Raw genomic sequence first — 12,880 nt, forward strand, 5'->3', positions numbered from 1 at the left:
TTGAAGGGTAAAGAAACAGATTTTGGAACAACTGGAGGGAACCTTATGGCTGAACAACCAAGACGAAGCAAAGTGAAGGAGGCGAAGCGCGGGTCCGTTAAGAAAAAGAAGAAAATGACGCCCCGTAAATGGTTTTTCGCTCTTTTCTTCACCATCGTGTTTGCCATCGTCTGCGGAATCATCGGTTATTTGTTTATTACCTTGAACGGCGAACGGATCTTGACGGAAAATGCGGATAAGCTTGAGCTCGGCGAAGCGTCTATTATATATGATGCAAACGGCAACGAAGTGACCAAGCTGTACGACGCAAGCGCGAACAGGGAAATTGCCGAATATGACGAGATGCCGAAGCTGCTGCTGGACGCTTTCGTTGCAACGGAGGACCAAAGGTTCTACGAGCATTCCGGGATTGACTTCTTCTCCATCGGACGCGCCGTCGTGAAGGACGTTATCGCGAGAAGCAAAGTGGAGGGCGCGAGTACCATTACCCAGCAGCTCGCCAAAAATATATTTTTGACCGCGGACAAAACCTTCTTCCGCAAAGCGACGGAGGCTTCCATTGCGGTAGCGCTTGAGAATAAATATTCCAAGCAGGAGATTTTGACGATGTACCTGAACCGGATTCCGTTCGGCAAAGGGATCTACGGTATTAAGGGCGCGGCGGATTATTATTTCGATACGGATCTGAAGGATTTGAAGCTATGGCAGATTGCCACGCTTGCGGGAATGCCTAAAGCGCCAAACCGTTACAATCCGATTAATGACCCCGAATCCTCGATGACGCGGCGGGCTGTCATTTTAAAGCTGATGTACGATCAAAAATTGATTACGCAGCAGGAAATGGAGGAAGCGAAAGCGGTTGTTTACGAGCCGCCGGCTAACCTCGATCAAAAGAAAAGCGATCCTTACAAAGCTTATGTCGATTACGTCATCGAAGAAGCGGTTAAAGTCATGCCGGGAATGACCGAGGATGAGCTTCGTATCGGCGGCTACCGCATTTATACGTCTCTCAACCCGACGGCCCAGCAAGCCGTCGAGAAGGAATTCGCGGATGACAGCAACTTCGAGAAGAGTCCGGACGATCAGAAGGCGCAAGGCGCCATGATTATCATGGATCACCGGGACGGCACGATTCAGGCGATGGCCGGGGGACGGGATTACGTCCGCAAGGGCTTGAACCGCGTAGAAGTGAAGCGCCAGCCTGGTTCCGCCTTTAAGCCGATCGTCTCTTACGGCCCCGCGCTGGAAACCGGGGATTATTATCCTTGGACGGTCCTAAATCAGGATTCGCAAAAATGCTTCGGCAACTATTGTCCAAGGGATCCTCATGGAGCAAGTCCGGTAACCATGCAGGAAGCAATCAAGGAATCCCGCAACCTTGCGGCTGTATGGACCCTTAACCAGGTTGGAATAGGCAACGGTATTGCCTTTGCCAAGAAGCTGGGCATGGAGCTTGCTCCGGAGGACCGCAACCTTGCGATTGCGCTCGGGGGTCTGACGCAAGGGGTAACGCCGATGCAAATGGCGGAAGCTTACAGCGTATTCGCAAACGGCGGCAAATCGGTTGATCCGCATACGATCACGAAGATCGAGACCGCAGCGAACAAAAAAGTATTCACGTACCATGCGCCGGCGGCGAAGCAGCTGATGAAGCCGGAGACAGCCTGGTATATGACGCAAATGATGCAGACCGTTCTGGAGAAAGGCGGTACGGGTACGGGTGCCCGGATCGACCGTCCGGTTGCGGGCAAGACGGGCACGTCGCAGCACGGTATTCCTAACTTCAACTCCAGCGCCAACCGCGACGCCTGGTTCGTCGGTTACACACCGGAATGGACCGCTGCCGTCTGGATGGGTTACGATATTACAGACAAGCAGCACGTCATCAAGAAGAGCAGCTCGCAAGCCGCGGCGATGTTCGGCAAGGTTATGAAGCAAGCCATGAAAAATGTGCCGAAGTCCTCGTTCAAACAGCCTGAGGGCATCAAGCAGGAAGTGAAAGAACAAGCGCCGGTTACAAACTTCAACGCGGTGTTCCTGGAAGACCAGGCGAAGGTGCAGCTGTCCTGGACCGCGCCGGCGAACAGCGAAGGAGTTACTTACCGCGTATACCGCAAGGACTCGGAACAATCGGAGTACTCCGTATTCGTGGACGTAGCTAACAATACGGTAGACGATATGACCGTATTCCCGGGCATGAAGTATCAATACTATGTTGTGGCTTATAACGCGGAAGAAGATAAGGAAAGCAAACCTTCCGACACGATTACGATCGATGTGCCGGAGACCGAAGTGGATATTCCGGAGCAGCCTATGGAGCCGGATCAGCCGTCCGACGGCGAACTTCCGGGCGATGGAAACAACGGAGGGGAAGTATCGCCTCCGCCATCCGCGGATCCGAATCAGCCGGTGGAGTCGGAGACGCCCGGCGATGGCGGCACCGTCTCGCCAGGTCCAGGCAATAACGGGAACGGAAACGGCGGCGGGAATGGCAACGGAACTGTGAACCCTGACCAAGGTGCCGGGGGGCCGATCGAATCGGCCGATCCCGGATCCGGGAACGGAACGGTAACGGGGAAGGGAACCACTGACAAAAACGAAGCCGGAAGTGCAGGCGGCAAAGCGTAAGGAGCTGGACTTGGAATATGGGCAAGCTGGGGAAATTTACTTGGAGCATCATCATAATCGCAGCAGTAGCCGTATTATTAACCAGCTGCGGCTCATCCGGCGGCTCGCCCGGACTGAAATGGGATAAGATGCCGGAAATGTCGATCAGTTTGAATAAACAGTACACCGCCAAATTTTCGACCAGCAAAGGCGATTTCGCCGTAAAGCTCTATGCGGAGGAATCGCCGGTAACGGTCAACAATTTTGTGTTTCTCGCGCGTAACGGTTATTACGACGGCCTTACGTTTAACAGCATTATCGAATCGTTTATGATTCAAGGCGGGGATCCGAAGGGCGATGGAACAGGAAATCCGGGTTATTCGATACCGGATGAGTTTGATACCAGCCTGAAATTCGAGCCTGGAATAGTCGCTATGATGAACGGCGGGAAACCGAACTCGGGAGGCAGCCAGTTTTTTATCTGTACCGGTCCCGACTCCCTGAACTTGAACCAGACGCCGACTTATTCCATCTTCGGCAAGGTTGACAGCGGTATGGATACGGTGCTGGAGATTGCCAAAACACCGGTAAACGACAAACATGTACCACAGGATAAGGTCATTATTAATACGGTTACGATAGTGGAAACGTAAAGAATAAACCGGTGTTAAACGGGATAAAGCGGTTTGTCCGCTTTGTCCCGTTTTTTGTTTTTGGCCCGGCTGTCACCTAAATCCTGTGAAAAGCTTGGTTTATTTTTCATGCGTAGTGGAGATGAGCGTTAAGTTATGGTAAGCTTTTTACAACGCTATCCATCATCATCGAAAGCCAAGTATTACAGGCTTATCTCAAGCGGAAAGGTACGTTCCGTATGAAACGAAAATTTTCGGACCGGGCAAACTGGCGTCGCATTATACGCAAAAGCTATAATTGTCTGGCGCTCGACAATGATGAATTCAAAGGTCTTGTCACGTTTTACCGGATTCATGAGTTGCGTGAGCCGCTATGGAAGGAATATAACGGGCGGCGTTTATGTCTGGCGGACCGCGGTTATTTATGGATGCAGCATTTTCCTCGGGGCGAGCATTTTGTCGTGACAACGATGTTTGACGATAAAGGCCGAGTGGTGCAATGGTACATTGATATTTGCAAAACGCAAGGGCTGACGGATCAGCATGTGCCATGGTTTGACGACCTTTATCTGGATGTTGTCGTGCTGCCAAGCGGGGAAGTATTTCTTCTCGATGAGGATGAGCTGGAGGAAGCTCTCCGTGACGGAGAGGTAACGGGGAAAGAAGCGGCGCTTGCAAGAAAGACAGCAGGAAGATTGCTTTCCAGTATCCGGAACGGCCGGTTCCGGTATTTCACGCTCAGCTTGAAGCATCGTAAAAGCTTGACGGAGAGAGAGCTAAGAGAATCATGAAAAGTATCGTTCAGACGGGGAGCAAGTCACGCAAACGGCGCGGGCTGCTCCTGTTTCGTCTCTTTGTCGGATTATGTCTGCTCGGGGTATTGTGCTGCGGGTACCTGATATGGCTGATTAACAGCTACGACGAATCCAAGCCGGTCGAACAAGCGGATGCCGCTATCGTGCTGGGCGCTTCCCTGTGGTCGGACAAACCGAGTCCGGCTTTGAAAGAGCGTCTCGATTTTGCGGACAAGCTGTACAAGGACGGCAAGGTGAAAATGCTTATTTTGAGCGGAGGCCTTGACCGCAACGGATCAAAGCTGACCGAAGCGCAAGGGATGCGGGTCTATCTGCTTGCCAAGGGAATTCCGGAAGATAAGATGCTGCTTGATAATGCGGCGCGAAGTACATACGAGAATCTGCTGAACAGTAAAGTTATTGCCGCGGAGCATGGCTTGAATAAGCTATTGATCGTGACTCACGATTATCATGCGCCAAGAGCGATGGAAATGGCCCGTTATCTCGATTACGAGAATGTTCAGGCCGCAGCCTTTCATTCCGAAGTGCTGAGCCCGTTCAAGAACCAGTCGCGCGAAGTGCTGGCGTATGCCAAGTGGAAGGTGGATGCGGTCCTGCTGCATTTTGGTTACCGTTCTCCCGACTATCCTTAAATAAAATCTGTTAATATGACCGATTCCGATAGAATACACTTGTTAGAAGCGGGATATGCCGGGCTTATCTTACCGGCATGCCAAACGCTAGTGACGGTGCGAAGGATAGGTGATGCAATAGATGAGCGGACATGTCATGTCGGGATCGAATAACGGAGCAAGGCCGTCCCGTCAAATTAATGTGGTGTTAAGAAGCCAGGAACCGGTCCAGATGACGGCATCTGCGCCTGTAGTCGATAATGAACCGCTGCCAGCCGTCAAGCCGCTCCCGCCGGGAGACCATTTTGCCGATATTCAGAAAGAGCTTGAGCCGATGGTTGGCATGGACAATGTGAAAGCTCTTGTATATGAAGTCTACGCGCTTTTATATATAACCCGCATGCGTGCGGAAGCCGGCTTGTCAGGCGGATCCCATGTCTACCATATGATCTTTAAGGGGAATCCCGGAACAGGCAAGACTACCATAGCCAGAATCGTGGCGAAGCTGTTTCAGAAGATGGGAGTCCTATCGAAGGGGCATCTGATCGAAGTGGAGCGGGCTGACCTGGTTGGCGAATATATCGGGCATACGGCCCAGAAAACGCGGGATATGGTACGGAAAGCGATTGGCGGCGTTCTCTTCGTGGACGAAGCGTACAGCCTTGCGCGGGGCGGGGAGAAGGATTTCGGCAAAGAAGCCATCGATACGCTGGTAAAAGCAATGGAGGATCACCGCAATCAGTTTGTGTTAATCCTGGCGGGATATCCGGCGGAGATCGATCATTTTCTGCTGACGAATCCCGGTTTGCCTTCGCGGTTTCCGATCCAAATCGATTTTCCTGACTATTCGATTGACCAATTGATCCAAATTTCCGAGCTGATGGCGAAGGAAAGGGATTATAATTTGATGCCGCAGTCCATATTTAAGTTAAGGCAGCATTTGATTCAGGAGAAGATGAGCGACATATTCTCGTTTAGCAACGCCAGATACGTGCGGAATATTATCGAGAAATCAATCCGATATCAGGCTGTCAGGCTGCTGAATCAATATTCCAACAGCATTCCCCCAAAGCAGGAGCTGATGGCGATCAAGCCGGAGGACTTCAAATGGGAAACGAAATAACTCCACTCTAGAAGGAGCAATCATGCGAGAAAAAACATTCAATACGACGACTGCCATGCAGGAACGCGCTGTCTTGGTCAGTCTGGTTACCCCCGATATTAAACGGGGAATCAGCGATCCCGAGCATTCGCTCGAGGAGCTGGTGGCGCTTGCCGAGACGGCGGGAACCGAAGTGCTGACTACGATGGTGCAAAATAAAGAAGCTCCCGATACCAAGTGGTTCATCGGCAAGGGTAAGGTCGAAGAGCTAAGAGCGATCGCCGACGAATTGGGAGCAACAACGGCAATCTTTGACCAAGAGCTGTCGGGCGCGCAGGTTCGGAATCTGGAAGAAACGCTGGATCTGAAGATTGTGGACCGGACGCAGCTTATTTTGGATATTTTCGCCCAACGGGCGAAGACGCGCGAAGGGATCATTCAGGTAGAGCTGGCGCAGCTCAGCTACTTGCTTCCGCGTTTGTCTGGCCACGGCAAGAATCTGTCGCGGCTTGGAGGCGGGATCGGAACGAGAGGTCCCGGCGAATCCAAGCTTGAGACAGACAGGCGGCATATTAGAGGCAGGATTTCCGACTTGAAGGAACAGCTGGAGGAAGTGGTCCGCCACCGGAAGCTGCACCGGGAGAGAAGGAAGAAATCCGGCGTGATTCAGGTTGCGCTTGTAGGCTATACGAATGCCGGGAAATCCACGCTGCTCCGGGAATTGACGAGCGCTGACGTCTATGTGGAGAATCAGCTGTTCGCCACGCTTGATCCGACTTCCCGCACGCTGGAGCTGCCAAACGGCCGCGAAGTCGTTCTGACGGATACGGTTGGATTTATTCAGAACCTTCCCCATGACCTTGTGGCGGCATTCCGCGCGACGCTGGAGGAAGTACTGGAGGCTGATCTGGTACTGCATGTCGTGGACGGCAGCTCGCCGATGCGCGAGGAGCAGATGAGAGTCGTGGAACAAATCCTTGGCGATCTAGGAGCTGCGGGAACTGCCAGCTTGACGATCTTCAATAAAAAGGACCTGTGCGAAGAGAATCATGTGGAATTGCCGACGCCGGGCACGGATACGCTTGTTATCAGCGCTTATCAAAAAGATGATCTTGAGCTGGTTCGGAATAAAATTCAGGATAAACTGACCGGCGACACGGTTACTTTCGTCCTGCCGGCCGACCGCGGCGACTTGATTGCGCTTGCGTACCGGAGCGGGGAAGTCGTGGGCAATGAAGTGAGCGAGGATGGCGAAGCCTTGCGTCTCACCGTGCAGGTAAGCCGTCAGGCTTACGAGCAAAACGGCCACAAGCTTCAGCCCTATATTGAATAATAGAATTGGGTTACGTTAACTAAGGGAGAGACAGGCTTAAAATGAGTTACAACAATCAACAAGAAGACAATCCGTCCGTATGGGATGAACTTGAGAAATTAGCGGATGAAGCGGAGGAGCTGGCTGCCGGCCAGCTTCGCTCCATTGACCGCATCGCGGAAAAAAATCAGTGGAAGGTGATTCGCGCTTTTCAGCGGCATCAGGTCAGCGATTTTCATTTTACCGGCTCAACGGGGTATGGCTACAATGACCGGGGCCGCGAAGTGCTTGATCTGGTCTACGCGGATGTATTTGGGGCAGAGGCGGCGCTTGTGCGCCCGCATTTCGTATCCGGCACGCACACCATCGGGTGCGCGTTATTTGGCGTGCTCCGGCCAGGGGATGAACTGCTTTACATGACAGGCAAGCCGTATGATACGCTGCACAAGGTGATCGGCAAGCCGGCAGACGGGACAGGCTCCTTGCAGGATTGGGGCGTTCGTTATAACGAAGTGGCCCTGAACGAGGACGGAAGTCTGGATTGGGCTAATATTGAAGCCAGCATCAACGAGCGGACCAAGGTAATCGGCATACAACGTTCTAGAGGCTACAGCTGGAGAGCGTCATTTACCGTTGCCGAGATCGGAGATATGGTTCAGCGGGTGAAGCAGATCAAGCCGGATGTGCTCGTGTTCGTGGATAATTGCTACGGGGAATTTACCGAGCTTCTTGAACCAACCCAGGTTGGGGTTGATCTCATGGCAGGTTCGCTTATCAAAAACCCGGGAGGCGGACTTGCTTCCACAGGGGGATATATCGCGGGTACTGCCGCTGCGGTGGAGCAAGCCGCTTTTCGTCTTACTGCGCCCGGCATCGGTGGTGAAGTGGGCGCAATGCTGGACACGCTGCGAGGTATTTATCAGGGCTTGTTCCTGGCGCCGCATCTGGTTGGACAAGCGGTTAAAGGCAGCGTATTTGCTTCGGCGATGTTTGAGCAGCTTGGCTTCGAGACGAAACCTCATTGGTCCGAGCCGCGTACGGATCTCATACAGGCCGTCCGTTTTGGCGGTGCGGAGCAGCTGATCGCTTTTGTGCAAGGCATTCAGAAGGCTGCGGCGGTGGATTCGCACGTTGTGCCGGAGCCGTGGGACATGCCGGGATACGAGCATCCCGTCATTATGGCGGCAGGTACGTTTATTCAGGGCGGTAGTCTCGAATTGTCTGCGGATGCGCCAATCCGCGAGCCTTATATCGCTTATATGCAAGGCGGCTTGACGTTTGCCCATGCGAAGTTTGGTGTTCTTACAGCGTTACGTCGACTCATAAGCGACGGCCTTATCATAATTAAACGTAATTAAACCTAACACAACTTGACACGTTTTTGGTAGGGCGTTATGATAGGTGTATAAATGAGCGACTGGAAGGTTGATGCGACATGGGTGACGATATTCGTAGAAACATGGCCTTATTTCCGATCGGTATCGTAATGAAGCTGACGGATCTAACGGCGCGTCAAATTCGTTATTATGAGCAGCATGAATTGATTGTTCCCGCCAGAACGGCGGGCAACCAGCGACTGTTCTCTTTTAATGATGTAGAGCGGTTATTGGAGATTAAGGCATTGATCGAAAAAGGCGTTAACATCGCCGGCATTAAGCAAGTCATGAATCCGGTTTCAAAAGAATCGGACGATGCGACAATCGTAAGCGAGCAGTCCGAAGTGAAGCGCAAGGAGCTTTCCGACGCGCAGCTGCACCGCCTTCTCAAGCAGCAATTGCTGGAGAAACGCCCTGGCCAGGCTTCGCTTATTCAAGGGCAGCTGTCCCGTTTCTTGAACAAGCGGTAGCATGTCCTATTGTTAAACGAACAAGGTAAAGCGTATGCTTACGAAGCAAGAATTGCTTCACAATTCTTTTGAAGGAGATGAATGCTGTGAGCTACACAAAAGAGGATATTAAACGCATTGCGGAGGAACAGAACGTACGATTTATCCGCCTTCAATTTACCGATTTGCTTGGTACGATCAAAAACGTAGAAATTCCGGTCAGTCAGCTTGATAAAGCGTTGGACAATAAAATGATGTTCGACGGATCTTCCATCGAAGGTTACGTTCGTATCGAAGAATCTGACATGTACTTATACCCTGATCTGGATACTTGGGTCGTATTCCCATGGGTTGCGCAAGACCGAGTCGCCCGTCTGATCTGCGATATTTACATGCCTGACGGAACTCCGTTTGCAGGCGACCCGCGCGGCATTCTGAAGCGTGCGCTGCAGGAAGCGGAAGAAATGGGCTTTACGGCAATGAACGTTGGTCCTGAACCGGAATTCTTCCTGTTCAAGACGGATGAGCGCGGCGAGCCTACAACCGAGCTGAATGATCAAGGCGGATACTTCGACCTTGCTCCTATGGACATGGGCGAGAACTGCCGCCGCGAAATCGTGCTTACGCTGGAAGAAATGGGCTTCGAGATTGAAGCTTCCCACCATGAGGTGGCTCCCGGCCAGCACGAAATCGACTTCAAATATGCGGATGCGATTAAGGCAGCTGACCAAATTCAAACGTTTAAGCTTGTGGTTAAGACGATTGCAAGACAACACGGCCTTCATGCCACCTTCATGCCAAAACCGCTGTTTGGCGTAAACGGTTCCGGTATGCACTGCCACCAGTCGCTCTTCCAAGGCAGCACAAACGTATTCTATGACGAGAAGGATCGTCTGGGCCTTAGCCAAACGGCACGTTACTACATGGCGGGCATCCTGGAGCACGCTCGCGCAATGGCGGCTATTACGAACCCTACGATCAACTCGTACAAACGGATGGTTCCCGGTTATGAAGCGCCTTGCTACGTAGCTTGGTCGGCAAGCAACCGCTCGCCAATGATCCGTATCCCGGCGTCCCGCGGTCTTAGCACCCGTATCGAGGTTCGCAACCCGGATCCGGCGGCCAACCCTTATCTGGCTCTTGCCGTCATGCTGAAAGCCGGCCTAGACGGCATCAAGAACAAAACGGCGCTTCCGGCTCCCGTAGACCGCAACATCTACATCATGACGGAAGAAGAGCGCCTGGAATCCGGCGTGCCAAGCCTTCCTTCCGATCTGAAGGAAGCGCTCGACGAAATGCTGCGCAGCGACGTTATCTGCGATGCGCTTGGCGAACATGCTCTTGCCCATTTCTACGAACTGAAAGAAATCGAATGGGACATGTACAAAACGCAAGTCCATCAATGGGAACGCGATCAGTATCTGACGCTGTACTAGGAAGGAAATCCCTTGGCGCTCTAAGCGTCCGGGGATTTTTCTTTTGAGGGCATTTTTAATTTAATTCGTGGACAAAGGGGAGTGCCCACTATATGCCCACATTACCCCCCCTTATTTTCAACCTATCTCCTGTATAAAGTCGGGGAACTGGCGGGGATCACGTTAGCAAGAATGATGTAGACGATAAGATTGCAGGGGATAAAGAGGAGGAACAACAGTCTTACATATAAAGGGGAGAGGTTGCAGTATTCGGCAATTCCTCCGCAAACACCGGCTATGGATTTGTTGAGCAAAGACCTGGTTAATTTCTTCTTCACGCTTAACCCCCTCAATACCAAGCAGAATAAGTCATTTGATCATACCATAATCAGGAAAATAAAAAGAGGCTGTTCTCCCTAACCGAATGTGAATTCGGATTAGCGGGAACAGCCTCTTCTATATCAATAGGTCAGTGGAAGTCGCGGAACAAGCCAACCACTTTGCCGAGAATGGTGACGTTGTTCAGGCGAATCGGCTCCATGGTGGAGTTCTCCGGCTGGAGGCGGATATGATCCTTCTCTTTGTAGAAGGTCTTCACTGTCGCTTCGTCGTCTTCCGTCATGGCTACTACGATATCGCCGTTATTGGCGGTCTGCTGCTGGCGGACGATAACATAGTCGCCGTTATGTATACCGGCTTCAATCATGCTGTCGCCAATGACATTCAGGATGAATACTTCATCGTCGCCTACGAAGTGTGCAGACAATGGGAAGTATTCTTCAATATTCTCAGTGGCCGTAATCGGCACGCCTGCCGTTACCTTGCCGACAATCGGTACCTGAGCCACAGCGGGGAGGATAATGCCGTCAACACCGTCTTGATCCAAAATTTCGATCGCCCGAGGTTTCGTTGGATCTCGTCTGATCAGGCCTTTCTTCTCTAGCCGATCCAGATGGCCGTGAACGGTGGAGCTTGACGCCAGGCCAACCGCTTCGCCGATTTCGCGAACTGAAGGCGGGTATCCTTTGTCCCGAACCTCATTCTTAATAAATTCAAGAATCGACTGTTGGCGGTTCGAAATCTTAGACACGTGAATCACTCCAATATAATATTTGTAGAAAATTATAGCATAGAACCGGAGTTCGTACAAACATAAGTTCTCAAAAACAAAAGTTCGCATTTTTTATTGACTGCAAACATTTGTTCGTGTTATTCTAAGAACATAAGAAAACAGAACAAACGTTCGGGGAGCGATAATCATGATTATGAATCCGTCTTTTTATAAAAGTATCCATAAGGAAGAAACCGCTAAATCGTTCAAGTTACGGGCGCATCACGTTCAACGTCATGCATTTAAGATTATTGTGTGCGCTGCAGTGTTCGTCCTTCTTTTTACGAGCTTCCTCATGATGCGTACGAATGCATCATCCGATCACATTCAAGAGGCTGCAGCGAATGAGCAGACCGTTATCGTAACGGCGGGAGACACGTTGTGGGGGATTGCAGATCGTTTTTACGAGGGGTCCAAAGACATTAGACAATACATATACAAGATTAAGGAACGCAACCAATTAAGCTCGGTAGAGCTTCGGCCAGGACAGGTATTAATTATTCCTCGATAGGCGATATAGAAAAGGACAGGTAATTCGGACACAGGATGTTCGAAATTATCTGTCCTTTTCTCATTCTTCTATCATTGCCTTGACAATTACTCGGGATAAAAGTCAAAATAGGTAAGAAGGATGAGTAATAAGCAAATGAGGTGAAGGCAGTGGAAGAAGTCATCGCGCGTATTAACGAATTATCCCGTAAAAATAAAACGGTAGGTTTGACGGAAGAAGAAATTGCGGAACGTGCCGTGTTGCGTCAGAAATATTTGGAGAATTTCAAAAGGAATTTCCGCCAGCAGTTGGATTCCATCGAAATTGTAGACGGCGATCCTAACGATGTCGCGCATTAATTAGGACATATATCCATTTAGCTAGCGTTGGCGCCGTTCCATGAACGGCGCCTGCAATATACAATAGGAGGAATTGCTTTGTCACGCACGTGGGAGCGCAAAGTGCGCAAAAATACGAACCAAATTAACAAGGCGCGTAAAAAGCATGGCGCATCGCAAATCGGCACTTCGGCAGCACCCAAGGTAGACCGGTATACCGGCCGCAACTACATATTTCCGATTGTGCTTATTTTGTTGATCAGCATGTATACGGTATTCATTACGACGGATCCATCCTTTAAGCCTACAACCATGTTCTGGGTAACGATAGGCTGCTACATTTTCCTTGCGCTGATTTTCTTCTTGCGGCGTCCTTACGTTACAATCGGCAAAGACTATATTCAAACCCGCAAAATGACGGGGGACAAGCAGCTGCATGTATCCAACATTAAAGGGATCAGCGTGCAAAACGGTGCTGTCGTAATCATGCAGCAAAAAGGCGCGAACTGGGTATTCTCGCGGCTGCTCAACCGTTATCCGACGGATGAGATCGGCAGCAAACTGCAGGATTTCGCCAAAACACACCATTTGCCTTTCGAACAAAAATAGAAAAAGAGTAGGA

At 51.0% G+C, this 12,880-nt stretch carries 14 protein-coding genes; 12 read left to right on the plus strand and 2 right to left on the minus strand.

Annotated elements, in window-relative coordinates:
- Positions 1-45: 45 nt before the first annotated feature.
- The 9 genes from FHT67_RS06350 to glnA all read left to right on the plus strand — a co-directional run bounded on the left by FHT67_RS06350 (position 46) and on the right by glnA (position 10,340).
- Positions 46-2,628 (plus strand): penicillin-binding protein 1A, encoded by a 2,583-nt coding sequence (locus FHT67_RS06350; protein WP_167196470.1) that lies wholly within the window; start codon positions 46-48, stop codon positions 2,626-2,628.
- 17 nt (positions 2,629-2,645) lie between these two features.
- Positions 2,646-3,260 (plus strand): peptidylprolyl isomerase, encoded by a 615-nt coding sequence (locus FHT67_RS06355; RefSeq protein WP_132304986.1) that lies wholly within the window; start codon positions 2,646-2,648, stop codon positions 3,258-3,260.
- A gap of 218 nt (positions 3,261-3,478) precedes the next feature.
- A complete protein-coding gene (locus tag FHT67_RS06360; protein WP_015844211.1) occupies positions 3,479-4,030 on the plus strand; it encodes a ribonuclease FAU-1 family protein in 552 nt (183 codons plus the stop codon).
- Positions 4,027-4,686, plus strand: coding sequence for a SanA/YdcF family protein (locus FHT67_RS06365; RefSeq protein ID WP_167196473.1), 660 nt, complete (start codon positions 4,027-4,029; stop codon positions 4,684-4,686). The genes FHT67_RS06360 and FHT67_RS06365 overlap by 4 nt, the downstream gene beginning before the upstream one ends.
- Before the next feature lie 121 nt (positions 4,687-4,807).
- Positions 4,808-5,788: an AAA family ATPase gene (locus FHT67_RS06370; protein ID WP_132304990.1), complete on the plus strand. Its 981-nt coding sequence runs from the start codon at positions 4,808-4,810 to the stop codon at positions 5,786-5,788.
- 22 nt (positions 5,789-5,810) lie between these two features.
- Positions 5,811-7,100 carry a GTPase HflX gene (gene hflX / locus FHT67_RS06375; protein ID WP_132304992.1) on the plus strand — a complete coding sequence of 430 codons (1,290 nt, stop codon included), beginning with the start codon at positions 5,811-5,813 and terminating at the stop codon, positions 7,098-7,100.
- A gap of 41 nt (positions 7,101-7,141) precedes the next feature.
- Positions 7,142-8,437, plus strand: a complete 1,296-nt coding sequence (locus FHT67_RS06380) for a methionine gamma-lyase family protein (protein ID WP_132304994.1) — start codon at positions 7,142-7,144, stop codon at positions 8,435-8,437.
- Between the two features lie 77 nt (positions 8,438-8,514).
- Complete coding sequence (locus tag FHT67_RS06385; protein ID WP_015844216.1) at positions 8,515-8,925, plus strand: MerR family transcriptional regulator; 411 nt, start codon at positions 8,515-8,517, stop codon at positions 8,923-8,925.
- Positions 8,926-9,011: 86 nt separating this feature from the next.
- On the plus strand, positions 9,012-10,340 hold the full coding sequence (gene glnA, locus FHT67_RS06390; RefSeq protein WP_132304996.1) for a type I glutamate--ammonia ligase: 1,329 nt from the start codon (positions 9,012-9,014) through the stop codon (positions 10,338-10,340).
- 122 nt (positions 10,341-10,462) lie between these two features.
- Here the strand turns inward: glnA and FHT67_RS06395 are convergent, their stop codons facing one another.
- A complete protein-coding gene (locus FHT67_RS06395; RefSeq protein ID WP_132304998.1) occupies positions 10,463-10,657 on the minus strand; it encodes a PspC domain-containing protein in 195 nt (64 codons plus the stop codon).
- A gap of 131 nt (positions 10,658-10,788) precedes the next feature.
- Entirely contained in the window at positions 10,789-11,409 is a 621-nt protein-coding gene (lexA, locus tag FHT67_RS06400; RefSeq protein WP_127491293.1) for a transcriptional repressor LexA, read from the minus strand.
- 316 nt (positions 11,410-11,725) lie between these two features.
- Between lexA and FHT67_RS06405 the strand changes: the two genes are divergently transcribed.
- From FHT67_RS06405 to FHT67_RS06415, 3 genes are all read left to right on the plus strand, one after another.
- Entirely contained in the window at positions 11,726-11,941 is a 216-nt protein-coding gene (locus FHT67_RS06405) for a LysM peptidoglycan-binding domain-containing protein (protein WP_165930593.1), read from the plus strand.
- Between the two features lie 149 nt (positions 11,942-12,090).
- Positions 12,091-12,279, plus strand: a complete 189-nt coding sequence (locus tag FHT67_RS06410; protein WP_015844221.1) for a DUF896 domain-containing protein — start codon at positions 12,091-12,093, stop codon at positions 12,277-12,279.
- A gap of 78 nt (positions 12,280-12,357) precedes the next feature.
- Positions 12,358-12,867: a hypothetical protein gene (locus FHT67_RS06415; protein WP_132305001.1), complete on the plus strand. Its 510-nt coding sequence runs from the start codon at positions 12,358-12,360 to the stop codon at positions 12,865-12,867.
- Positions 12,868-12,880 lie beyond the last annotated feature (13 nt).

It is taken from the genome of Paenibacillus sp. BK720 (assembly GCF_011761545.1).
Lineage (GTDB): Bacteria > Bacillota > Bacilli > Paenibacillales > Paenibacillaceae > Pristimantibacillus.